A 22734-nucleotide genomic window follows, 5' to 3' on the forward strand; every position below is an offset into this window, starting at 1 on the left:
CATGCGTACCCTGATTTTCAGAACCGTCGCACCTTACCTCTCCACGCTGATGATCGTTTTCTCGATCTTCGTTCTGCTGCGCGGCCACAACGAACCGGGCGGTGGCTTCATCGGCGGGTTGATCGCGGCGTCGGCTCTCGCGATCTACGGCATCGCCTCCGGCGTGGCGCCCGTTCGCCGCGCGATCTATTTTCACCCGATGAACATCGCGGCCTTCGGCGTGGTGCTTGGCGCCGTCGCCGGGGTCGTCTCGATCTTCGTCGGCGTGCCGTTCATGACCGGCCTGTGGATCTATCCCGTGATCTTCGGGGTCGAGGTTCCGCTCTCGACCGTGTTGTTCTTCGACATCGGCGTCTATTTCGCGGTTGTCGGTACGATCGGTTCGATCGCTCTTGCGCTGGAAGAAAGGGACGAGATCTGATGGAACCGGTTCTCGCGATTTTCGTCGGACTGCTTTTCACCACCGCCATCTATCTGATGACGTCGCGCCACACGATCCGCATCCTCATGGGCGTGGCGGTGCTTGGCAATGGCGTGAATCTCCTGATCTTCACGTCGGGCCGGCTCACGCGCGACGTGCCGCCGATCATTCCGGCCGGGCTCGACGCGCCGCTGATCCCGATTGCCAATCCGCTTCCGCAAGCGCTGATCCTCACGGCCATCGTCATTTCATTCTCGTTTTTCGCCTTTTTGCTTGTGCTGGGCTTTCGCGCATACCAGGAGCTGGCCACCGACGATTCCCGCGACATGCGTCTGGCCGAGCCCGCGGATGACCCATTGCCGCCGCTGGGCTACTAGCAAGGACCACTGATCAAGATGGCCGGACCTTCCGAGGCAGCAATCGATTATTCCCGCGCATTCGTGATGGAGCCGCTGGCGCTGGCCGACTGGCTGGTGATTGCGCCTGTGCCGTACTGCCTGATCGCCGGCGCACTGCTGATGATGCTGCGCAAGAACGCAGAATTGCAGGCGAAGGCTGCGATCATCGGGCTGATCGGCTTGTTCGTGTTGTGTGGGGCGCTGCTGGCGCATGTGGTCGAAAACGGTCCTGTGACCATGACCATGGGGCGGTGGCTGCCGCCTTTCGGCATTTCGTTCACGGTGGATGTACTGGGAGCGATTCTTGCGGTTACGGCTTCGATCGTGGCTGTAGCCTGCGCGATCTACGCTGCCGAGGATGTCGACACCACCGGCCGCCGCTACGGCTTCTTCTCGTTCCTCTTCCTGATGATGGCCGGCGTGATCGGCGCCTTCGTCACCGGCGACATCTTCAACCTGTATGTCTGGTTCGAAGTTCTGCTGATCGCCTCTTTCGGTCTGCAGGTGCTTGGCTCTGAAGATCGCCAGATCGACGGCGCGACGAAGTATGCGTTCCTGAATTTGATTGCGACGACGATGTTCCTCGTCGCGACCGGCTATCTCTATGGCGTGTTCGGCACGCTCAACATGGCCGATATTGCGGCGCAGACGCGCACCATAGACGATGCCCGTCCGCTCTACACGCTGGCGGCGCTCTACCTCTTCGCCTTTGGCATGAAGGCAGCTGCGTTTCCGGTGAGCTTCTGGCTTCCCGCCTCCTATCATACGCCGAAAGTCGTCGTATCCGCGCTCTTTGCCGGCCTGCTGACGAAGGTGGGCATCTATGCGCTGGCGCGCACGCTACTGATGCTGTTTCCGGACCAACGCGACGCGTTTGCGGATGTCATCGCTTGGGCCGCGATGCTGACCATGCTGCTTGGCGCGTTCGGGGCGCTTGCCCAGACCGACTATCGGCGCCTGCTCGGCTACCTAGTCGTTTCGGGGATCGGCATCATGCTCGCAGGAATTGCGCTCGCGACAGTCGAAGCGCTGTCGGCGGCGATCTTCTACGCACTGCATTCGATGGTCGTCATGACGGCGCTTTACGTGGCGTCTGGCATCGCTGCCCGGATCGGCAAGTCTTTCTCTATGAATGATCTGGGCGGACTCTACCGGAGCAACGTGCTCTTTGCGGCAATGTCGCTGGTGTTGTTCTTTTCGGTCTCCGGTTTGCCGCCTTTCAGCGGCTTCTGGCCGAAGGCCATGCTGGTCCGTGCATCGCTGGACGCCAGCGCGAGCGGGCTCGCGACGATCATTCTCCTGACCGGCTTCCTGACGACCATTGCCGTTGGCCGCGTCTGGGCTCACGCCTATTGGAAGCCGGCGCCGGAGACTATGGGCACACCGGCAGCGGCGCAGATGAAGATGACGTCGCTGCTGCCGCTTCTCGCTCTCGTCGCCCTGACTGTCGGCTTCGGCGTGTTTCCCGAAACGCTGCTGCAGCTGAGCGACAGTGCGGCAGCCGGTCTACTCGATCCGTCTGCCTACATCCAATCGGTCTTTCCCGCGGAAGGAGCCGTCAATTGAAGCTGTTTCTCGCCAATATTCTTCTGGCATTCGCCTGGGGTGCCGTATCGGGCTCTTTCTCCGAGCTGAACATCGCTTTCGGCTTTGTGCTCGGCTTTCTGGCACTGATGCTCATCCGCGAGCAGGTCGGCTCGGCGAGCTATCTGACGCGGGCGAAGCGAATCCTCGCCCTCGTCCTTCTGTTCCTCAAAGAACTGGCACTGTCGGCTTGGAAAGTGGCCGTGCTGGTCGCCTCGCCGAAGATGGACGTGAAGCCCGGCATTCTGGCGCTGCCGCTCGATGTGGATCGCGATGGCGAAATCACGCTGCTAGCCAACCTGATCACGTTGACGCCGGGCACGCTGTCGCTCGATGTGTCGGACGACAAGAAGACGCTGTTCATCCATGCGATCGACTGCTCCGATCCTGATGGCATCAGGCGCGACATCAAGGGCGGGTTCGAGCAACGCATCATGGAGGCTTTCCGGTGACAGAGCTTGGACCGATCCTCGAAGCGTCTTTGACCTTTGCCTTCGTTGTCTTGAGCTTGGCCCTGCTCCTGTGCGTCTATCGCGTCATCAAGGGACCGACGCTGCCCGACCGGGTCGTTGCACTCGACATGCTGGTTGCCGTCGCAATAGGGCTGATAGCGGCCATCGGCATCTATACGGGCTTCACGCTCTACGTGGACATCGCGATCGCTCTCGCACTTGTCGGCTTCCTTGCGACCGTCGCGTTTGCACGTTTCATTCTCGTCAACGCCGAGCGCGGTGCGTCCCAGCCGAATGGCACTGCCAGCCGCGAGCAAACCGCAGTCGAAGAGAGAGCGTCATGACCCTCGCGATCGAACTTGTCACCGCTGCGCTCGTGGTCGTGGGCGCGATCTTTTCGCTTCTGGCGGCCGTCGGCATTGTCCGGCTGCCCGACGTGTATTCGCGTATGCACGCGGCATCCAAGGCCGGAACCGTGGGCTCGGGCCTTCTGCTGATCGCGCTTGGTCTTCATGCGCTGGATGGCGGCACCTTCATGCGCGCCATCGCCGGCGTCATTTTCCTGCTTTTGACTGCACCGATCTCGGCGCATCTTCTTGCCCGTGCCGCTTATGCTGCTGGGTATACCTTGTCGCCGCTGACCGTGCTGAACGAAATGCCCGTCGAACCGGGTTCGGCTTCAGCGTCGGGATCCAGGTCTGATTAAGCGGCCAGTAGGCAGTCGCTCGTCATGGGAGCATGCCCTCAGCAGCCGGCGCTATGCACGGTGCGAGATGGTCGCTGTTCTGTGTCCGTTCCCATTCTTGATGTTAAGCGGATGTAGAGTGTTGGCAAAGAATACAACTCAGACGCGCTCGGCACGATTTTCATAACGATTTGAATCTTGGACAATGGATAGATTATTCATTGGCATCAAAAAATATCGGATTTTCCACTTTATCTTTCTGTTATAATATGAAAAACAGCGATGAATCGCCGTGTTGAATGCGTTTTGGATAGAGGTTTCGGGGCAGTCGATGGATGAGACGAGTGAGATGGACAATAAAGAACTGATCGTGGAACTTACGGCCGAGGTCGTAGCTGCCTATGTCAGCAACAATGTCGTGCCCGTCGGTGAATTGTCTGCTCTGATTGCTGATGTGCATCATGCCCTGGGCAACATGACAGTGCGACAGGAAGCTGTTGTTGTCGAAAAGCCGAAGCCGGCCGTGCCGATCAAGCGCTCCGTCCAGGATGACCAGATCACCTGCCTCGAATGCGGCCTCAAGTTCAAATCGCTGAAGCGCCACCTGATGACGCACCATACGCTGAGCCCGGAAGAGTATCGCGAGAAGTGGGACCTGACCGCAGACTATCCCATGGTTGCCCCGGCCTATGCGGAAGCCCGCTCGCGCCTCGCCAAAGAGATGGGCCTCGGCCAGAAGCGCAAGCGCCGCGGAAAGTAATCCCAGGCTTCCAGGCCTGTTGAAGAGAGCCCAGCCGGCTAGCCGGCTGGGCTTTTTCGTTTCCGAAACGGGGATAACCTTCCATTTCTCATGGCACGCGTATCAGCACCTGTTGCGATTATGCGCCTCGCATTCACATTTCCGTGGAGTCACTTGTCCCCGCACCGCGGGTTGGATTAAGAATATAATCCTATATGCAGGAGACGAGCATGCCACCCCAAATTTCGACCGCGCCCACAAGTGAACGCATCCGGCCAGGCGGATCGCTGCCGGACTTCGCCTCAGCTGTGAACGTGCATCTCGTGGACCAGTGCCGGGCGATCCAGGCGGTGGTTGACGAGATGGACGCGCTGGTTGCCGGCGAGCCGGCGCCCAAGAGAAGCCACAGGCGAGAAGGAGCGGCATCGCGCCGCGCGATGGTTCAGCGACGGCAGATCGCGATGTATGTGTCGCATGTGGTGCTGTGCCACTCCCTCACGGATCTGGGCCTCGCATTCGGTAGGGATCGAACGACGGTGAGCCATGCGTGCCATGTCGTGGAGGACCGCCGCGATGATCCGGCATTCGATCGCTTCATCGCCTCCATCGAGCGCGTTGCGGCCGCGGTTTTCCAGCGAGATGGGGGCGCGCGTGGGTTCTAGTGTTTCCGACCAATCCAATCTCGCGCGGCAGACCCTCAAGCTCGTGCGCTTTTGTACGGGCGGTGTAACAATAGAGAGGACATCGAAGGCGATCATTCTCACGGCGCTCGATGGCAAGACGGTGCGGGTGGCGTCATCGCTGCTTTGCGCTGCGCTGCGGGCGGGGCTGCTTATGGAGACGGAGGATGGGTTGCGCGCCACCGACGCGGGCTTGAGCTTTGCGCGACGGGCCTTGGCCGGCGCCGGACTCGATGGCGGCGATATGTGCTTTCAAAGCCAGCATGGGCAGATCAAGAGGGACACGGTCACGATCGACGGACAGCAAGCCATCGTCGCGCGCAACATGACAGAATCGCCGCTGGCTGCGATCGCGCGCATGAAGGGCAGGGACGGGCAGGCGTTCTTGAGCGGGCACCAGCGTGAAGCCGGCGAGCGGCTTTCGCGCGACTTCGTGCGAGGACACATGCAGCCACGCATTTCGGCGAACTGGGAAGCGAGCGTTGCCAGCTCCTCCGGACGCTCGGCAAACGGTACGGCTGACATATCGGATTCGGCGATGGCCGCCCGCCAACGCATCGACCGGGCCATGCAGGCCATCGGTCCGGAGCTTTCCGGTGTCGTCCTGGATGTCTGCTGCTTCGAAAAGGGGTTGGAACTGGTGGAACGCGAGCGCCAATGGCCGGCACGGTCGGCAAAGATCATGCTCAGGTCCGGGCTTTCGGCGCTGAGCCGCCACTATGGCTTCACACGATGAATGATCTCAGGCGGCGGCGCGTTCGGCTTCGCCCTTGATGCGCGCGACCATGGAGCGCAAACCGTTGGCGCGCTGCTGCGACAGGTGCTCGACAAGCCCCAGCTCATCGAAAAGGTTGGAAGCGTCGAAAGCCTCGATTTCGGAAGCTTTGCGGCCGGAGAAAGCACTGAGAGCGATGGCGACGAGGCCCTTGACGATGTGGGCATCGGAATCGCCGCGGAAATGCAGCACAGGATCGCCCTCGGACCCATCGCGCCGGGAGACGAGCCAGACCTGGCTGGCGCAGCCCTGAACCTTGTTCTGGTCGACCCGCTCGTCGTCGGTCAGCGGGTCGAGCGTACGGCCGAGTTCGATCACGTAGCGATAGCGATCTTCCCAATCGTCGAGAAAGGCAAAATCGTCCTTGATCTGCTGCAGCGGCGTCATGATCGGTCCCGTCTCTCAAGTGTCTAGCCGCATATAGGCGACGGATACCCGAAAATCACGGGGAAAAGGGCGGACAATTTCAATCGAGCGGCTGCGGCGCGGTGTAAGGCCTGACGGTCGGGGGCAGCATGACCGCGGCCTCTTCGGGCGTGGAGCCAGCCACCGCGGGAGCGGCTTCGGCGGTTGCACCAAGAACGGTGCCGGTCGCAAGCGGATCTGCGGCACCATTGCCGTCGCCTAGCGCCGAGTCGAGATATTGATAGGCAATGCGCGCCCCATCGCGGGCCCGAAGACCAAGTGCGTTCAAAGTTTCGCCGCCGGTGACGCAGACATCGGGGTGGCGCTCGCACATGGAGCGGATGTCCTCGATCGCCACGCCGAGTGCGAAGATCGTTTCCCCGACCGCCAACGGCTGCTCGTTTTCGCTGGTCTCTCTGCTTTCCAGAAGAGGAAGGCTGAGCAAGACAACCGAAAACCAGAATGCACCTTTCAGCAGAAATCCCATCGTTCAAGCCTTCCCGCAGAGTTCGATCCGGGTTTCTGAACCGTCCCGGTATCGCTTGTTGAGAAGGACCATAACGCAAAGGTTCAAATGCCCGTTTGAGCCGAGCCGCAGAATTTGATTCAAATTTTATCGATCGATGGCAGCGCCAACTTGGTGAAACGCTTCAGGGGCAATTGTATCAAATGCCCGGATTGGCTGGCTTTCGATGCCACGAAACCAGGACCGGCAGCAGGGCCTGGTCAAAATTTCGGGGGCCATTGCGAGACCAAGCGTTAACCATACCGACGGTTCCACCGGGCGCATCCTGCCATTTCCGCTGAATAGGCCGCGTTCGGTCAAACCACTGCCTTTCGGCTTATCCATTCCTTAAGGGCGGGGGTGCAACCTCGGCTTCAAGACGATGAGATTTTTGTAACGAGTTCGGACCCGTCGGTGACATTCTGGAACGCTATGCATAGCAGGGTCGCGACCATGATCGGTCGTGCCGCCAGCGCCTGCATCAACGAAGCCCTCAACGAGGGGCCGGAGATGGATGCGCAGGTGAGGATGATGCGCGTGCTGTTGACCAGCGCGCTTGCCGCGCCGCTCTTGCTGCTGCCACTCGTCGCATTTCTGGCCGCACCTGCTGTGGCCTTGCCAGCGGCCATCATCGCATCCGCAATTCTTCTGAGCGCTGCAGCCATGCTGGGCGTGACCGGCTCGCGGCGTCTCGGCGCAGTGACGCTCGGCGCGCTGGTCGCCGGTACTGCGCTCGCCGGCGCTATGCTCGACACCAGTGGCACGGAGCTGAGTGTCGTCGTCTGCGCGCTTATTGGCGCGATGCTTCCCGTTCTGGTGCTTGGCTTCCGGAACGTCGATGGCTCGTCGCAGGAACGCGAGATTGCGCCAGTCGACGACTTTGCGCTGGCGGCGCACATGTCCGGCTTTGTGGCGCTGCTCGACGAACAGGGCGCTCTGCTGCGCGCCGGCGGTCACGAGCTTGGCGATTTCGCTGAATGGATCGACGTCAACCGTCCGCGCAGCATGATCGAGCGCATTCACGTTTCGGATCGACTGCCCTTCATGCAGGCGCTCGACCGCATCCGTCTCGGCGGAGCGCGCGAACGGCTCATGGTGCGGCTGCACCGGGCCGCGATGGACCGGCAGTTCGTCCATGTCTCGATCGATCTCTCGCCCCGCCTTCTGGCGACGGGCGAGGTGAGCGACATCATCGCTCACATGCGGATCGTCGACGAGGAGATCGAACTGCGTGCCGAATGCACTCGGCTCGTGGATCTTGCCGAGCAGGCCGAGGGCGAGAAGACCCGCTTCCTCGCTGCCGTGAGCCACGAGATGCGCACGCCACTCAACGCCGTCATCGGGTTCTCCGAGATACTGGCACGGGAATATTTCGCGCCGCTCGCCGATGAGCGGCAGCGCGAATATGTCGGCCTGATCAAGCGGTCGGGCGAGCACCTCCTGTCGCTGGTCAACACGATGCTCGACATGAGCAAGATCGAGAACGGGCGCTATCGGCTGATCCATGAGGATTTCGATGTTGCCGCTGCCGTCGACGACTGCGTGAAGATGCTCGGCCTGGAAGCGGAAGACAAAGGGCTGACGCTGACGGCGCGCGCGCGCCGTGCGGGCCTGCTGAACGCCGACCAGCGCGCCGTGCAGCAGATCCTGATCAACCTGATCGGCAATGCGATCAAGTTCACCGAGCCCGGTGGCGTCATCACCGTCGATGCGACCCGCAGCGGCGCGATGATCCGCCTGACGGTGTCCGACACGGGCATTGGCATGCCTCCGGAAATTCTGAGCCGCGTCGGCGAACCGTTCGTTCAGGGTGACGAGGGCTATGCCCGACGCCACCAGGGAACGGGGCTGGGCCTTTGCCTTGTGAAGGGGCTCGCAAGCCTCCATGGTGGGCGGGTCGTGATCGACAGCGTGATCGGCCGCGGCACGGCCGCGACGGTGGAACTTCCTGCCGAAGGGGTGGACAGCACCGAGCGACAGGCAGACAACAGCGCGCGCATGGTGGAGTTTCCACCGCGATTGAACACGAGGGAGAAGAAGACAATCAATGCCGGCAAAGTCCACGAAACGACCGCGAAAACAGCCTGAACCCCGCCGCAAGGCGCGGCGCTCTCCTGGTTTTGCGTCGCGGACTTTCGACGCAGCCGGGCGGCTCATTGCGCGCCATCCGTCGCTTGCCGCCGGTGGCGTGGTTTTTGCCGTTGTCTTCAGCTTCGTTACCGCCAACGCCATCTGGTATCAGCCGGGCGGGCATCCTTCGCCGCTCCTGTCGACGCGGACCGGCATCGCGCCCACCCCAGCGCCGCTGATGACGGCCGACGGGGTTGAGCCTCGACAGATCGAACAGGCAGGGCGCGACAGTCTGGGATCCGAAGACGGCGTGGAGACGATCGAGGATATTCTGACCCCGGTGCCTGCACGACGCGTGCAGAGCGTCGTCATCGAACGGCCGGAAGACCGGGACATGGCAACTGCCAGCATTCCGCCCGAGGCGGAGACGACGGTCGACGACATCGTGCGACCGTCCGCCCCGCAAGCGGCAGCGGAACGTGCGTTAATCGGCGAGATCCAAGCAGAACTAGCGCGGCTCGGCCACTACACCGGTGCCGTAGACGGGCTGACCGGGCCACAGACGCGCGCAGCGCTTGCAGCATTCGGAGCGGCTTCGGGCTCGGAAGGGCTCGGCCTGACCGCAAGCACGCTGCAGCGCTTGAAAGCCGCCGAGCGTGCCGCCCCGCCCGTTGCGCAGCCGCAGGCACGGACCGAGGCCCAGCCGCAGGCACGGACCGAGGCGCGGCCTGAAGCACGGCCGGAGCCAGCGATTGTTCAACGGGTCAGCGTCTCGCCGAACGAAACAGCGGCACTGACGCCGCCGGCAGCGCTCGGTGCCCGCGACAGCAGTGACTATTATACCCCGCCGGCCGACATTCCGACCGCCGGTGGCTCGGGCTCGACCGACGTCGAGACGGTGCGCAGAATCCAGCAGGGGCTCGTCAACATCGCCTATGCCGATGTGGCCGTGGACGGCATGCTGGGCAGCCAGACGCGACAGGCCATTCGGGAGTTCCAAGGCGACTACCGCCTGCCGACTACGGGTGAGCCCGACCAGGCAGTTCTCGACAAGCTTCAGGAAATCGGGGCTTTCTGAAGTCCCATGATGCGTCTCAAGAGCGATATCTTTGTATCGGCGCTGATCCGGCGCGTGTTCGCCGACGGTGGCTTTGCCGCTGTGGAAGCGAGTGGGGCGCCGGAAGCGGGCGCGATCTTCGTGCGATGCCGCTACCGCGACGGCACGGAAAGCCTGTTTGGCCCGGCTCCGCAATCGATCTTCGAGGATGGAGAGGCAGCCGGTGACCGGCTTTTCGAGCTGCGGTTGGAGCGGGTAGAGCACGAGAAGGTCCAGGCCCTGCTGGCCAAGGAACGCAACTTCGACAGCGATCTCTGGATCGTGGAGATCGAGGCGGACGATCCGCTGCGCTATCTTGGTGTCAGGCCCGCCTGAGCGGCACACCACGTTGGAGGGCGTTGCGCTTGGGCGATTGATCCGCCCGCACGTCGCGGCGAGCGCTGTCGGCAACGACAGGCTGATGCGCTGCGCGCCTTGAAATCCAATCGGCCCGCTGCCAGGCCATGACCTTCTCGACGCATTCGACGAACGAACAGGAGCGCAGCAGCTGGAGCGAACGGCGCTCGCCGTCTTGTCCATCCGCAAGATGCGGGAAGAAACGCTCGAGCGCTGCGATGATCATCGTGTAGCGCAGGCCCAATGCCACGAGCGTTTGTGCAAGCTGGGCGCCCGACACGTCCATCATGATGCGCTCGGCGAGATCGAAACGCGATGCGAGCGCATCGGCGAGCGCCGTGGCGAAATAGATCGTGTCGCCTTCCTCGACGTGCCGGATGAGGCGGCTTTCCACATCCGGTGCAATGCGCGCCGGCAATGTTGGCGGGTCTGCGTAGTCCGGCGTGTTGCGCATGACGATCGACCGAAGCTTGTTGCGGATGTCTTCTTCGCGAGCCTGCCGTTCGACGGCGGACGGCGTGCGGGAGGCAGGCTCGGCCGCTGCAGCCGATGTGTCGCGAAGCGAGAGCGTCCGCTTTACTGCCGGATGGGCAATGGCGGACAATGCGGCAAGCAATTGGGGTGACACCGAGCGCCGACGTGCGGCGGCGCGGGCATGGGCAACGCCGTGCTTTTGCACCGCTTCGATGAGCAGGGACTCGTCGATTGCGCTGGAGTGCACGATGAAGGGAGCCGCGATACCGACCGGTTGATCCAGAATGAGACGGCTGGCGGCCTCGGGCATGATCGGCGCGCGCGACAGGGCCGCTGCTGCCGTACGCTTTGCTTCTTCCGAAGCGGCCTCAAAGAGTGGGACGAACAGGTCGGCGAATTGCTTGAGATCGCGCTTGCTGGGCTCAGGCATGGCCTCAAAGCTGGCAACCGTCGCCAAGAGCACCGCATCCTTGCGGCCGGCTCGCCCTGAGAGTTCGAGATCACGAAAACGATCGGACACGTGAACCAGCACCTACGCAAAACAAAAAGTGATGAACCGAGACTAAACAGAAAGGCTTAGCAAGGTGTTAACCATCTGCTGGCTGAATGGCGCAATGGACTGTGGGCACGGGGCTTTTGACGATGATTCGCAAGCCGTTGCGGGCCGCAGATCCTGGGTGAAAACGTTCAGCGTTCATCCGTTTGGGCAACTGACGGAGAATGGCATGGCAGCGATAATTTCATTGAGAGACCTCGATCGTCGGCCGCGAGGCGCGAAGCGTCCGGAGCCATCGGAAAGTGCAACGATCCTGATGTTCACAGGCGTGCGGATCGACCGGTCCGGCAAAGGCCTGCCGGTCGTGCAGATACGGCGTGACGAGGCAGAACGTCCGCACGACGGGCGCTGAGGTTCAATCAGCCAGCGGCTCTTCGCGGCAGGTGGCCGACGACAGGAAGTCGTTTGCCTGAGCCTGCATCGTCTGGTCCGGCACGACGGTGCGCATCAGCACATAACCATCTGTGACATCCGTTTCGACGAGGACGCTGCCTGCAAGGTTCGGCGGCAGGCCCTCGCGCAGCCGGATCATTTGCAGAGGATTGGCGAGCGTCACGTTCATGCCGCCCCCCTCGGAGGTCCGGTCATTCATGCTGAAGAGCTCGTTGGAACGCCGGTCGAACACCGCGAGCGACCAGAAGGGCACCGCGCCTTCGGCCTGAAGATGGATCGGCGCGTCGGCAAGAACGAAGCGGCAGAGATAGGTCGTGGAATAGGGGGTGTCAGAGACAAGCTCCGTCGACGTTACCTCAGCGCTAACCGCGGAAGCCGGCAGGAAGCGATCATTCGCCGGCAGAGATGAAATGCGTGAATAGACGTCGTCACTCGCAAAGAAGGGCAGAGTGAGGATGATCACGATATGCAGCACGAGCGCGCCGACGAGACCCGCGAGAATGGCGAAGACGAGATTACGCATCGGCGCAATCCTGACGCTCGATCTCAGGCATCTCCAGATCGATCAGCCCGAAGTTGCCTGCGGCCGGGGTGTCGAAGAGGAGGAATTCGATGCCGAAAGGACCGTCTCCAGACAGAAACAGCCAGTTGCCGGAGCGGGCCTCCGCGCCGAGACGAATTTCGAACGCACCGTCAGGCGCGCGCAGCACGCTTGCGGAATGCAGGGCACGCGAAAATGGCGGTTCGGCGTGGCTGATCTCACCGGACAACCCAGTCAGGCGCATGATCCAGACGCGGCTTGCAGGAACCTGGCCCGCAACCAAATAGGCGCAGGATGCGAGAAGTGGCGCGCCGGAGGTATCGGTCGTCGCCCGAAAGACGAGGCCTTCCGCCTGCCCAAGGCCGGAGCCATCGCCGAGCGCCCGTCTTGCCTTGTCATAGGGATTGGCGCCCGCGGTCTGCGCCAAGGGGTTGGCGACCCAAGGGCCGATCTCCAGGACATCGAAGGGATCTTCGGCATCGAGTGCGATCTTGGTGGCGGCAATGCCTCCACTGAACGCGATGGCGAGAGCAAGGCCAATGAAAAAGGGAATACGCAGCGCACCGATCATGGCCGCTTTCCTGCGTAAGGAGCATGGCCGTCCGATGGCACGACAACGCCGACAGGATCACGCCCGGTGATGGGTGGTACCTCAAGGATCACAGCAGGCATCAATCAGAGATCGCCGCCATCGATGCGATCGCGCAGTTCGGCCAGTTCGCCTTCCGGACGCTCAGCCTCATCGACGCCGAAACTTTCGACCATCTGCCGCAGGATACGAGTGCCTTCCTGCGATAGGGCGCGCTGACGCACCGGACGCGCTTCGCCCGCCTCGGCGATCTGCGGGCTGTTTGCGTCGACTGCGGCGGGTGCTTCAGGCTCGACGCCGGGGATGGCGCGCAGGTCGATGCCGTGATGGGCAAAATCCATCAGCCGCTTGAACGTCATCGCCGGGAGCGAGCCGCCCGTCATGTTGTTGGTCGCGGTGAAGTTGTCGTTGCCGTACCAGACTGCAGCGGTGAAGTTGCCCGTGTAGCCGATGAACCACGCATCGCGGTAGGACTGTGACGTGCCCGTCTTGCCGGCGGTGCGGATGCCGTCGAGCTTGGCGCGCCGGGCGGTACCCCATTCGGGGATCTGCGCCATCATCGTGTTCATGGAAACGGCTGCTTCTTCGGAGATCGCCCGTTCGGGCTTCGGAGCATCACGGCCGTGGTCGAACAGGACTTCGCCGCGATAGTTCAGGATTTGCGTGATGCCGTGCCGATTAGCCTGCATGCCGCCGGCCGGGAAGGTCGCATAGCCTGTGGCCATGTCCATCACGGTGATCTCCGACGTGCCGAGCGGCATGGTCTTGTCGGTGCGGACGGGTGTTTGCACGCCCATGCGCTGCGCCGTTTCCGCAATGCGGTCCGTGCCGAGATGATCGCGGGCAAGACGCACGGGAACCGTGTTCAACGATTTCGCGAGCGCGGTCGTCAGATTGACGGAACCCGAATAGCCGCGTGTGTAATTGCGGGGCGACCAGCCGTTCCAGGTGATCGGGGCATCGGAGATGACCGAATCGGGTGTGAACCCGTTTTCCATTGCCGTGGCGTAGACGAAGCCTTTGAAGGACGACCCCGGCTGACGCAGCGCTTTCGTCGCACGGTTAAACTGGCTTTCGCCATAGTCGCGGCCGCCGACCATGGCGCGCACTGCGCCGCCATTCTCGATCAGCACGACCGCACCCTGGGTGACGTCGAAGCTCGCGCCGCTCTGGCGCAGGTCGAACTCCAGCGCGTCTTCAGCAGCTTTCTGCAGGTCGAGGTCGATCGTCGTGCGCACGATCAGCGAATGCTCGGGAAAGCTGCCGGCGATGCGCTGAACTTCCTCGAACGCCCAGTCGAGGAAATAGTCGGGTGCATCCTTGGTGCCGCGATCGATGACGCTTGCGGGGTTGCGCCGGGCACCGATGACCTGTCCCTCGGTCATCAGGCCGCCCTGGACGATGTTGGTGAGCACCTGGTTCGCGCGGGCACGTGCGGCCGGCAAATTGTTGTGCGGGGCATAGCGGGCCGGCGCCTTGAACAGGCCCGCGAGCAGTGCCGATTCGGCCAGCGTCACATCCGTGACGGGTTTGCCGAAATAAAACTGCGAGGCGGCAGCGATGCCGAACGTGCCGCCGCCCATATAGGCGCGGTCGAGATAGAGGCCGAGGATCTCCTTTTTGGAGAGATTGGCCTCCAGCCAGATCGCGAGGAAGGCCTCCTTGATCTTGCGCTCGATCGTGCGCTCATTGCTGAGGAAGATGTTCTTTGCGAGCTGCTGCGTGAGCGTCGATCCGCCCTGAACGACCGAGCCTGCGCGGGCGTTCTCGCCCATCGCACGGGCGAGGCCGACGAAATCGATGCCGTAATGCTCGAAGAAGCGCCTGTCCTCGGTGCCAAGAACGGCCTTGACCAGATGGTCGGGCAGGGCATCGACCGGAACGGAATCCTCATGGATGATGCCGCGATGGCCGATTTCATTGCCGTAGCGATCGAGAAACGTGACGGCGAAATCGTCCTGCGCGCGCCAGTTGCCATAGGTCGCATCGAACGCTGGCAGCGCAAGTGCGAGGAGAAGCACGAAGCCGGCGGTGCCGAGCGTCAGGCCTTCGCCCATGATTTCCACGACGAGCCGCTTGGTCCCTCGCACGCGGAAACGGCGAAAGAAAATGGTGATTTCTTCCCAGGTCTCGCCGAGGCCGGAGCCTGCGCCCCAAAGCGTGGAATCAAGCCAAGAATCAAGCCGCAACAGGAGGTTGCGACGCCGGCGTGGCCTGTTGCCCTGACTGAAGGGATCCTGCACGATCGATTACGCCCCGCTGTACACGAACCACCGGCGTATGGCAGCCGGCAGACCTGCGGCCGAAAATGCCGCAGCCGATGATCGCCCCTTGAGGTTTAAATTTTGTCGCAGTTTGCGGAAAAGAACAAGCAATCCGGCATTGCGCCGGGCTCAAAGAAAAGTTGCGCGGCATGAATGACACACCCTTTTGGCAAACGAAGACTCTGGAGCAGATGAACGCGGCCGAGTGGGAAAGCCTGTGCGACGGGTGCGGGCGCTGCTGCCTCAACAAGCTGGAAGACTGGGATACCGGCGAGATCATCTGGACGAGCGTGCGGTGCCGCCTGCTCGACGACACGACGTGTCGCTGCTCCGATTACGAAAACCGGCAGGCGCAGGTACCGGACTGTATCGGCCTGACGCCGAAGGAAGTGCGCAGCCTGAGCTGGCTGCCGCCCACATGCGGCTATCGCCTCGTGCGCGATGGCGAAGACCTCTACTGGTGGCACCACCTGATTTCGGGCAGCCGCGACACGGTGCACGAGGCTGGCGTTTCGGTGCGCGGCCGCACGGTGCCGGAGGAGGGGATGGAGCTGGAAGACTACGAGGACCATCTGGTGGAATGGCCCTTCGAAGTGCCGGACACGGCGCGGTAAATACCGGCCTTCAGCCTTCACTGCAGCCGCAGGCGGCAGATGCATGTGAAGGTGAATCACGCGTTACCGAAACCCATGCGCTGAACGCACGGCTCCTTCACGCAATCGGCCATTCATATTGCGGTGCAATAAACCCATATTGCTGATGCACAGTGAATGACACCTTTTGGAGAAGATGATGAGCACCCCCCGCAGCTTCCGTGACCGCGTTTCCGGCTTCGCTACCTACATGAGCGGCCTGCGTGAATGCGCCGCAGCAGTTGAAGCTGGCCGCAAGCCGAGCGCCCGTGCGCTCAACTCGATCGGTCTGGACCCGAAGTCCTTCGACGGCATCAACTGGCGCTAAGAGCGACTGCTGATCCGGTCGACAGACCGACACTCCGAAGCCACCGCCGGCCAACGTCGCGGTGGCTTTTTGCATTCAGCTGCCTGCTTGGTGGTATAGGAAAAAATTCCTTGACACCGTGACGGTGGTTTGATAGGGTTCATCTACAGTCGGAAAAGTGCGGCTGGCGGGGCAGGGCGGCTGGAGCGCCCTGGCTTTGAGACGGATAGACCGAAGTTGAGCGCTGCTTTTGCGGCGCTTTTTTTATGCGCGGTGGGTGGATGATGGCGAAGACGGCAGCGGAGCGGAAGGGCCTGAAACTCCTGGACCGGCTCTGGCGAAGGCTCGAGCGCGAATACGGCGCGTTCGAAGTGATCAGAGCGCGATCGGAGAAAGAGCGGGCGGAGCGCAGTGACGCAGACGCACTGCGCGACATCAAGTCGATCCTTGATCTGATCGTGAGCTTCGCGAAGACCCATGAGAAACTTCTGGAACTGATCCTGGCCGATGTCTTCAGCAGGGACGCAGATGTGAAAATTGATCGGGAGCGGCTGGCGGCGCGCGTTTCGGCCCGGATCGAGGCGCTTTTTGCGGAGCGGATCAAGCTGGAGAGGGAGCCGGGCGGCGCTGATGGGGACGAGTGACGCAGGACTGACAAAGGGACTGTCGCAGGACGAGCAGACATTTATCGATACGGACTGGGCCTATCAGGGGAGGAAGGCCCAGCATCCGCCGGACGGGAATTGGCGCACCTGGCTTTTGATGGGCGGGCGCGGATCTGGAAAGACCCGCGCGGGATCGGAGTGGGTGCAGGGTATGGCATCCAGCACCGGGCGCCAAGCAAACGGGACGGGAGCCACCCGCCCGGAAATGCGGATCGCGCTTGTAGGAGAAACGCTCGGCGATGCGCGAGAGGTGATGATCGACGGCGTATCGGGCATTGCGCGGATCGCGCGACACGACCGCCCGCGGTTTGAAGCCTCGCGGCGCCGGCTGGTCTGGGCGAGCGGCGCGGTGGCGCAGATTTTCTCGTCAGAGGATCCGGAAAGCCTGCGCGGGCCGCAATTCGAGCTGGCCTGGTGCGACGAACTGGCCAAATGGCGGCACCCGGACGAGACCTTCGACATGCTGCAATTCGGACTGCGGCTCGGTGAACGGCCGAGGCAATTGGTGACGACGACGCCGCGCGCAGTGCCGCTTTTGAAGCGGATCATGGCCGACCCGACGACGGCATGCGTAAGGATTGCGACACAGGACAACAGCGCCAATCTCGCACCGGGATTTCTGGAGGCGATCGAGGGTCGCTATGGCGGAACCCGTCTTGGACGACAGGAACTGGGCGGCGAGTTGATCGAAGACCGGGAAGACGCGCTCTGGTCGCGCGCTCTGGTCGAACGGGCACGCCAGCGACTTGCAGGAAAGCTCCATCGCATCGTCATTGCGGTCGATCCGCCGGCGGCGGCGGCCGCGCCTGGGTCCTGCTGCGGGATCGTCGTCGCGGGACTGGACGACGCGGACCACGCGGTGGTGATTGCCGACGGGTCGGTCGCTGGTGCGACGCCTGCCGGCTGGGCACAGCAGGTGGTGGCGCTTTATCGCCGCTTCGGGGCCGATCGGGTTGTCGCGGAGATCAACCAGGGCGGCGACATGGTTGCGGCCATGCTGCGTTCGGTGGATGCGAAATTGCCGATCGCGACGGTGCGGGCAACGCGCGGAAAGTGGCTGCGCGCCGAGCCGGTCGCAGCGCTTTACGAGCAGGGCCGGGTGCGCCACGCGGGCGCCTTTCCCGACCTTGAGGATCAGATGTGCGATTTCGGGCCGGACGGGCTTTCAGGCGGACGTTCGCCGGACCGCTTGGACGCGCTCGTCTGGGCCATCACGGCCCTGCTGCTCGGCCATGATGGTGCGCCGCGCGTTCGCGGAATTTAGAACCAAGCGAGGACGACAGATGAAATTCTCTTTCAGCCTGCCTTGGCGCAAAGCCGAGGCCGGGGCGCGGCCGGCTGTGGAAACCAAGGCCAGCCAGTTCGGCGCGGGCTTCGTCGCCTTGCACCAGACGGTGGGTGCGCAATGGTCGGGCCGATCCTTCGGGGCGCTTGCTCATGCAGGCTACATGCGAAACCCGATCGGGCACCGTTGCGTGCGGCTGATTGCCGAAGCGGGCGCCTCGGTGCCGCTGATCGCCTATGAGGGGGACCGGGAGCTCGATCGCCACCCGGTCCTGGAGCTGATGGCGGCGCCCAACGGCAGCCAGGCGGGCGTGGAATTTCGCGAAGCGCTGATCGGGCAGCTGGTGCTTTCCGGTAATGCCTATGTGGAGGCGGTGGGGATCGGCGAGCGGCTGCGGGAGTTACATCTCCTGAGGCCTGACCTCGTGACGCCGGTGGAGGATCGGAGCGGCTGGCTCACCGGCTATGACTATAGCTGCCGTGGGCAGAAGCGACGCATCGGGCTTGGCCATGCTGGCGAAGGCGGGCTAATGCACTTGCGGCTGTTCAATCCGCTCGATGCGCATATGGGCTTTCCGCCGCTTGCCGCTGCCGCGATGGCGCTCGACCTGCACAATCAGGCCGCGATCTGGAACAAGGCCCTGCTCGACAATTCGGCACGGCCGTCCGGCGCGCTGGTCTACCAGCCGAAAGAGGGCGGCAACCTCACCGAGGAGCAATATGAGCGCCTGAAAGAAGAGCTGGAGGAGGGCTATTCCGGCGCAAGGCGCGCGGGGCGGCCGCTTCTTCTGGAAGGTGGGCTCGACTGGAAAGCGATGGCGCTGACGCCGCGCGAGATGGATTTCGTCGAGGCAAAGAACGGTGCTGCGCGCGATATCGCACTCGCACTCGGGGTGCCGCCGATGCTGCTGGGGATACCCGGTGACAACACCTATGCAAATTACCAGGAGGCGAACCGCGCGTTTTACCGGCTGACGATCCTGCCGCTGATGACGCGCATCTGTGCGCGCCTGACGCACTGGCTTTGCCCGGCGTTCGGTGACGACATCCGCATCAATTTCGACACCGACCAGATCGCGGGGCTCGCCATCGAGCGGGAAGCCGACTGGAAACGCCTGCAGGCTGCGGATTTCCTGACCGAGGACGAGAAGCGAAAAGCCGTGGGATATGAACCGCTTGAGCGGTGAATTGGATTCAGACCGGCAGCGGGTTGAATCGATCTCTCAAGGGAACGGGCAGGGGGTGAATGGAGAAGCGACGATGACGGACCTGATTCAGGACATCGGCCTTTTGCTTGCGAAGGGTCTCGGCGCCATGGCCGGTGCGATCATCTCGCTGATCTACCTCCTCCCGAAAAGCAGGCGCGAAGCGGCGGGGCGCTTCTTCATCGGGGTCGCGAGCGGGATGATCTTCGGCGGTGCGGTGGGCGTTGCGCTGTCCGACTGGCTGGCGATCGGATCGCGGCTGACACCGATCGAAATCACGCTGATGGGCTCTGCCGCAGCGAGCCTTTGCGCCTGGTGGGCTCTCGGCGTTCTGGCCCGGCTGGCCGAACGCTGGAAATAGCAAAGCCCGGCCGGGGCGGCTGAAGCGGGCGTCATTCGAGACATGAGGAACGACCATGAGTGCAGACGCGATCATCGCCTGCAGACAGAAGAAATATGCCGATCTGGCACTGGAGACAGTGACGGAGGCGGGGCGGTTCTCCGGTTATGCCAGCGTCTTCGACGCCGTCGACCTCGGTCGTGATGCGATCGCGCCCGGCGCCTTTGCGACTTCGCTGAAGGCACGCGGCTCCAGCGGCGTGAAGATGCTGTTCCAGCACGATCCCAATATTCCGATCGGCCGGTGGGTGTCGATCGTAGAGGACCGGCGCGGCCTCAAGGTGACAGGCCAATTGGCGATGGGTGTCGCGCGGGCGCGGGAGATCCATGAATTGATGCGGGCCGGCGCGATCGACGGGCTGTCGATCGGCTTCAAGACAGTTCGGGCGGAGGCCGACCGCATGCGCAACGTGCGCCGCATTCTTCAGGCCGACCTTTGGGAAATCTCGGTGGTGACATTTCCGATGTTGCCCGAAGCGCGGGTGGCCGCGGTGAAAGCGGCCGGCCGGGAGCAATTGTCGCTGGCGTCGATCATTCGCCAAGCGACTGAGATCATGCAGCAGAAAAAAGGACGATATCATGGATGAGCAGGCAGGCGTGCGCGCACCGGAAGTGAAGGCAGCCGATGAGGATGTCGGGGCAGCTTTCGGCGCCTTCATGAACCAGTTCGAGGCGTTCAAGGATGAGAACGAGCAACGACTGGACGAACTGAAAAATCGCGGCGCGGAAGATGTGGTGACGCGCGAAAAGCTCGACCGCATCTCCAAGTCGATGGACGCCCAGCAGCGATTGATCGATGAGCTGGTGCTGAAGCGCGCCCGCCCGGCGATCGGTGGAGCGACAAGCGCGCAGATGCTGGAGCGCAAAGAGGCGTTCGAGCGCTATGTGCGCCGCGGTGACGAGAACGACCTGCGGACGATCGAAGCCAAGGCGATGTCCTATGGCTCCGATCCCGATGGCGGCTTTCTGGTGCCAGATGAAATCGACACCGAGATCGGCCAGCGTTTGAGCTCGCTGTCGCCGATCCGGTCGATCGCGACGGTCAGGCAAGTCTCCGGCGCGGTACTGAAGAAGCCGTTTGCGGTTTCGGGCATGGCTGTCGGCTGGGTCGGCGAGACGGCGGCGCGGCCGCAGACGAACACGGCGCAGCTTGCCGAGCTGTCTTTCCCGACGATGGAACTCTACGCGATGCCGGCGGCGACCGCTTCGCTGCTGGAGGACAGCGCCGTCGACATCGAGTCGTGGATCGCATCGGAAGTCGAGATTGCTTTTGCCGAACAGGAAAGCGCCGCCTTCATTGGCGGCGACGGTGTCAACAAGCCGCGCGGCATCCTCGACTACGACACGGTTTCGGAGGCCACCTGGACCTGGGGCTCGATCGGAACCGTGGCGACCGGCAGCGCCGGCGCACTGGATGCCGACGCGCCTTCCGATGTGCTGATCGACACGATCTATGCGCTGAAGGCCGGCTATCGGCAGAACGCCTCCTTCGTGATGAACCGCAAGACGCAGGCGGCCATCCGCAAGATCAAGGACGCGGACGGCAACTATATCTGGCAGCCGCCGGCGACGGCCGGTGCGCGCGCTGCCTTGATGGGCTTCCCCGTCGTGGAGGCCGAGGACATGCCGGACATTGCGGCGGATGCGACGCCGATCGCGTTCGGTGATTTCCGGCGTGGCTACATGATCGTCGACCGCACGGGCGTGCGCATCCTGCGCGATCCCTATTCGGCGAAACCCTACGTGCTGTTCTACACGTCCAAGCGCGTGGGTGGCGGCGTGCAGGATTTCGACGCGATCAAGCTTGTGAAGTTCTCCGCCTAAGCGACGCCGCAACGACGGCATGCCCCGTTCCGGAGCGACCGGGACGGGGTCGATTTCAAAGGACATGGGACATGACGATTGTCGTGACGGACCCGGCCGTCGGCGAAGCGCTGACGCTTGCCGAGGCGAAGACGCATCTGCGCGTGGAGACCGATCTCGAAGACGGACTGATCGAAAGCCTGATCCGCGTGGCGCGGGAGTATCTGGAAAGCGTGACCGGCCTGGTTCTGCTGGAACAGGGCTTTCGGCTTTTCCTGGACGATTGGCCGAAGGCCCATGCGATCCTCCTGCGCCGGCATCCGGTGAAAAGCCTCGATGCCGTCATTGTCTATGACGCGGAGGGGCTGCCGGAGGACGTTGATCTGGCAAGCGTTCGGCTTGATCGGACGCGACGTCCGGCCCGGCTGATCGTTTCGGCGATCAAGGCGCCGGCGCGGATCGTCAACGGCATCGAGGTGGAATTTCGGGCCGGCTTCGGTGAGAGCGGCGCCGATGTGCCCGACGTGCTGAAGCGGGCAATGCTCATTCATGTGGCCGCAATGTACGAACTGCGCTCCGGCGTTCCGATCGGCCAGCAGCCGGCGCTCGTGCCGGATGGCTATGACCGGCTGATCGCGCCGTGGCGGCGGCGGTCGCTATGAGGCCGGGCGCGGTAATCGACCCAGGGCATCTGCGTATGCGGCTTAACCTGGAAGCGCCCGCCGATGATGACGATGGCCAAGGCGGCTCGACCGGGGAGTGGCAGCATGTCACTGGCCTCTGGGCGAAGCTTGAACCTATCAGCGCCTCGCACCTGGAGCAGGCATCACAGATCCAGCAAGCGGCAAGATACAGGGTGACGCTGCGCCACCGGCCAGATGTCGCCATCGGCATGCGGTTCACCCGGTTCGAGCGGGTGTTCCATATCCTGACGATGAGCGATCCCGACGAGACCGGGCGCTATCTCGTCTGCGCGTGCGAGGAACGGTCATGAGCGCCGCGCCGAACTTGCAGCAGGCGATGGTTTCAGCACTTCGAGCCGACGATGAGCTGATGTCGAACCTGAAGGTGGCGGACATCTTCGATCGACAGGTTCAGGGTGCCCGGCTGCCATACATCGTGCTCCACGCTTTCGAGACTAGGGAGTGGAGCACGGACGAGGATTGCAGCGAAGAGCACCGCGTCACGCTCGCCGTCTATTCCGGCGAGAACGGCAGGCGTGAGGTGCAATCGATCCTGAAGCGGCTGCGGCTGGTGCTGCATGACGCGGCGCTTTCGCCTGTCGACGCGCGGCTGGTCGGCCTCAGAGTCGTTTCGACCGATGTGAGGCGCGTGGAGAAGAGCCGGTTGCACCGAGGAACGATGGTTTTACGGGCGTTTACCGAAAGCGCCTGATTCAGATTGCGAGCGCCGGTCAAACGACCGGCAGGATGACGTTGTGGCTCCCACACGGGG

At 62.9% G+C, this 22734-nt stretch carries 30 protein-coding genes; 24 read left to right on the forward strand and 6 right to left on the reverse strand.

The annotated features are described in order from the left end of the window. The first annotated feature begins 1 nt into the window (after position 1). The 9 genes from QQL76_RS11490 (at position 2) to QQL76_RS11530 (ending at position 5695) form a co-directional block, all read left to right on the forward strand. Entirely contained in the window at positions 2–421 is a 420-nt protein-coding gene (locus QQL76_RS11490) for a Na(+)/H(+) antiporter subunit B (protein WP_126011019.1), read from the forward strand. Continuing rightward, entirely contained in the window at positions 421–798 is a 378-nt protein-coding gene (locus QQL76_RS11495) for a Na+/H+ antiporter subunit C (protein ID WP_499207748.1), read from the forward strand. Before QQL76_RS11490 ends, QQL76_RS11495 begins: the two co-directional genes overlap by 1 nt. 18 nt (positions 799–816) lie before the next feature. After that, positions 817–2385 (forward strand): monovalent cation/H+ antiporter subunit D, encoded by a 1569-nt coding sequence (locus QQL76_RS11500; RefSeq protein WP_499207749.1) that lies wholly within the window; start codon positions 817–819, stop codon positions 2383–2385. Then, positions 2382–2855: a Na+/H+ antiporter subunit E gene (locus QQL76_RS11505; RefSeq protein ID WP_499207750.1), complete on the forward strand. Its 474-nt coding sequence runs from the start codon at positions 2382–2384 to the stop codon at positions 2853–2855. The genes QQL76_RS11500 and QQL76_RS11505 overlap by 4 nt, the downstream gene beginning before the upstream one ends. Continuing rightward, positions 2852–3199 (forward strand): MrpF/PhaF family protein, encoded by a 348-nt coding sequence (locus QQL76_RS11510; protein ID WP_499207751.1) that lies wholly within the window; start codon positions 2852–2854, stop codon positions 3197–3199. Before QQL76_RS11505 ends, QQL76_RS11510 begins: the two co-directional genes overlap by 4 nt. Continuing rightward, entirely contained in the window at positions 3196–3561 is a 366-nt protein-coding gene (gene mnhG, locus QQL76_RS11515) for a cation:proton antiporter (RefSeq protein ID WP_499207752.1), read from the forward strand. Before QQL76_RS11510 ends, mnhG begins: the two co-directional genes overlap by 4 nt. A gap of 310 nt (positions 3562–3871) precedes the next feature. Further along, positions 3872–4300 carry a Ros/MucR family transcriptional regulator gene (locus tag QQL76_RS11520; RefSeq protein ID WP_499207753.1) on the forward strand — a complete coding sequence of 143 codons (429 nt, stop codon included), beginning with the start codon at positions 3872–3874 and terminating at the stop codon, positions 4298–4300. 209 nt (positions 4301–4509) lie between these two features. Further along, positions 4510–4941 carry a helix-turn-helix domain-containing protein gene (locus tag QQL76_RS11525; protein WP_499207754.1) on the forward strand — a complete coding sequence of 144 codons (432 nt, stop codon included), beginning with the start codon at positions 4510–4512 and terminating at the stop codon, positions 4939–4941. Then, positions 4931–5695: a DUF6456 domain-containing protein gene (locus tag QQL76_RS11530; protein ID WP_499207755.1), complete on the forward strand. Its 765-nt coding sequence runs from the start codon at positions 4931–4933 to the stop codon at positions 5693–5695. The genes QQL76_RS11525 and QQL76_RS11530 overlap by 11 nt, the downstream gene beginning before the upstream one ends. A gap of 6 nt (positions 5696–5701) precedes the next feature. Here QQL76_RS11530 and QQL76_RS11535 read toward each other — a convergent pair whose 3' ends face one another. Beyond that, entirely contained in the window at positions 5702–6121 is a 420-nt protein-coding gene (locus QQL76_RS11535) for a SufE family protein (protein ID WP_126011012.1), read from the reverse strand. Positions 6122–6200: 79 nt separating this feature from the next. Continuing rightward, positions 6201–6626, reverse strand: a complete 426-nt coding sequence (locus tag QQL76_RS11540) for a DUF5330 domain-containing protein (RefSeq protein WP_499207756.1) — start codon at positions 6624–6626, stop codon at positions 6201–6203. 471 nt (positions 6627–7097) lie between these two features. On the opposite strand from QQL76_RS11540, the gene QQL76_RS11545 reads away from it, so the two are divergent. Genes QQL76_RS11545 through QQL76_RS11555 form a run of 3 tightly spaced genes read left to right on the forward strand, consistent with a single transcriptional unit; the run spans position 7098 to position 10146 of the window. Next, positions 7098–8732 carry a sensor histidine kinase gene (locus tag QQL76_RS11545; protein ID WP_499207757.1) on the forward strand — a complete coding sequence of 545 codons (1635 nt, stop codon included), beginning with the start codon at positions 7098–7100 and terminating at the stop codon, positions 8730–8732. After that, positions 8692–9792, forward strand: coding sequence for a peptidoglycan-binding domain-containing protein (locus QQL76_RS11550; protein ID WP_499207758.1), 1101 nt, complete (start codon positions 8692–8694; stop codon positions 9790–9792). Before QQL76_RS11545 ends, QQL76_RS11550 begins: the two co-directional genes overlap by 41 nt. Before the next feature lie 9 nt (positions 9793–9801). Beyond that, positions 9802–10146 (forward strand): DUF1491 family protein, encoded by a 345-nt coding sequence (locus tag QQL76_RS11555; protein WP_499208358.1) that lies wholly within the window; start codon positions 9802–9804, stop codon positions 10144–10146. Here QQL76_RS11555 and QQL76_RS11560 read toward each other — a convergent pair. Continuing rightward, positions 10133–11161 (reverse strand): DUF2336 domain-containing protein, encoded by a 1029-nt coding sequence (locus QQL76_RS11560; RefSeq protein WP_499207759.1) that lies wholly within the window; start codon positions 11159–11161, stop codon positions 10133–10135. The two genes, QQL76_RS11555 and QQL76_RS11560, sit on opposite strands and share 14 nt — an antisense overlap. Before the next feature lie 205 nt (positions 11162–11366). Here QQL76_RS11560 and QQL76_RS11565 point away from each other — a divergent pair, with 205 nt between their 5' ends. Next, positions 11367–11549 carry a hypothetical protein gene (locus tag QQL76_RS11565; protein WP_499207760.1) on the forward strand — a complete coding sequence of 61 codons (183 nt, stop codon included), beginning with the start codon at positions 11367–11369 and terminating at the stop codon, positions 11547–11549. A 3-nt stretch (positions 11550–11552) separates the two neighbouring features. Here QQL76_RS11565 and QQL76_RS11570 read toward each other — a convergent pair whose 3' ends face one another. The 3 genes from QQL76_RS11570 to QQL76_RS11580 all read right to left on the reverse strand — a co-directional run bounded on the left by QQL76_RS11570 (position 11553) and on the right by QQL76_RS11580 (position 14966). After that, positions 11553–12113, reverse strand: coding sequence for a DUF1254 domain-containing protein (locus QQL76_RS11570; RefSeq protein WP_404862416.1), 561 nt, complete (start codon positions 12111–12113; stop codon positions 11553–11555). Beyond that, entirely contained in the window at positions 12106–12702 is a 597-nt protein-coding gene (locus tag QQL76_RS11575) for a DUF1214 domain-containing protein (protein ID WP_126011005.1), read from the reverse strand. Before QQL76_RS11575 ends, QQL76_RS11570 begins: the two co-directional genes overlap by 8 nt. 104 nt (positions 12703–12806) lie before the next feature. Beyond that, positions 12807–14966, reverse strand: coding sequence for a transglycosylase domain-containing protein (locus QQL76_RS11580; protein WP_499208359.1), 2160 nt, complete (start codon positions 14964–14966; stop codon positions 12807–12809). 167 nt (positions 14967–15133) lie between these two features. Between QQL76_RS11580 and QQL76_RS11585 the strand changes: the two genes are divergently transcribed. The 11 genes from QQL76_RS11585 to QQL76_RS11635 all read left to right on the forward strand — a co-directional run bounded on the left by QQL76_RS11585 (position 15134) and on the right by QQL76_RS11635 (position 22674). After that, on the forward strand, positions 15134–15598 hold the full coding sequence (locus QQL76_RS11585; RefSeq protein ID WP_499207761.1) for a YcgN family cysteine cluster protein: 465 nt from the start codon (positions 15134–15136) through the stop codon (positions 15596–15598). Positions 15599–15776: 178 nt separating this feature from the next. Continuing rightward, on the forward strand, positions 15777–15944 hold the full coding sequence (locus tag QQL76_RS11590) for a hypothetical protein (RefSeq protein ID WP_164527916.1): 168 nt from the start codon (positions 15777–15779) through the stop codon (positions 15942–15944). 263 nt (positions 15945–16207) lie between these two features. Then, a complete protein-coding gene (locus QQL76_RS11595; RefSeq protein WP_499207762.1) occupies positions 16208–16567 on the forward strand; it encodes a hypothetical protein in 360 nt (119 codons plus the stop codon). Further along, positions 16554–17852 carry a DNA-packaging protein gene (locus QQL76_RS11600; RefSeq protein WP_499207763.1) on the forward strand — a complete coding sequence of 433 codons (1299 nt, stop codon included), beginning with the start codon at positions 16554–16556 and terminating at the stop codon, positions 17850–17852. The genes QQL76_RS11595 and QQL76_RS11600 overlap by 14 nt, the downstream gene beginning before the upstream one ends. 19 nt (positions 17853–17871) lie before the next feature. Then, on the forward strand, positions 17872–19059 hold the full coding sequence (locus QQL76_RS11605) for a phage portal protein (protein WP_499207764.1): 1188 nt from the start codon (positions 17872–17874) through the stop codon (positions 19057–19059). A 73-nt stretch (positions 19060–19132) separates the two neighbouring features. After that, the gene (locus QQL76_RS11610; RefSeq protein WP_404862411.1) at positions 19133–19438 is read left to right on the forward strand and encodes a DUF6107 family protein; all 306 of its coding nucleotides are present in this window, start codon (positions 19133–19135) and stop codon (positions 19436–19438) included. A 55-nt stretch (positions 19439–19493) separates the two neighbouring features. Further along, positions 19494–20063 carry an HK97 family phage prohead protease gene (locus QQL76_RS11615; RefSeq protein ID WP_499207765.1) on the forward strand — a complete coding sequence of 190 codons (570 nt, stop codon included), beginning with the start codon at positions 19494–19496 and terminating at the stop codon, positions 20061–20063. Further along, positions 20056–21300: a phage major capsid protein gene (locus QQL76_RS11620; protein WP_499207766.1), complete on the forward strand. Its 1245-nt coding sequence runs from the start codon at positions 20056–20058 to the stop codon at positions 21298–21300. The genes QQL76_RS11615 and QQL76_RS11620 overlap by 8 nt, the downstream gene beginning before the upstream one ends. A gap of 71 nt (positions 21301–21371) precedes the next feature. Further along, positions 21372–21941, forward strand: a complete 570-nt coding sequence (locus tag QQL76_RS11625) for a head-tail connector protein (RefSeq protein WP_499207767.1) — start codon at positions 21372–21374, stop codon at positions 21939–21941. After that, positions 21938–22273, forward strand: a complete 336-nt coding sequence (locus QQL76_RS11630) for a head-tail adaptor protein (protein WP_499207768.1) — start codon at positions 21938–21940, stop codon at positions 22271–22273. Before QQL76_RS11625 ends, QQL76_RS11630 begins: the two co-directional genes overlap by 4 nt. Then, entirely contained in the window at positions 22270–22674 is a 405-nt protein-coding gene (locus tag QQL76_RS11635; RefSeq protein ID WP_499207769.1) for a DUF3168 domain-containing protein, read from the forward strand. Before QQL76_RS11630 ends, QQL76_RS11635 begins: the two co-directional genes overlap by 4 nt. Positions 22675–22734: the final 60 nt, after the last annotated feature.

Source organism: Rhizobium albus, from assembly GCA_030160035.1.
Taxonomy (GTDB): Bacteria; Pseudomonadota; Alphaproteobacteria; order Rhizobiales; family Rhizobiaceae; genus Georhizobium; species Georhizobium albus.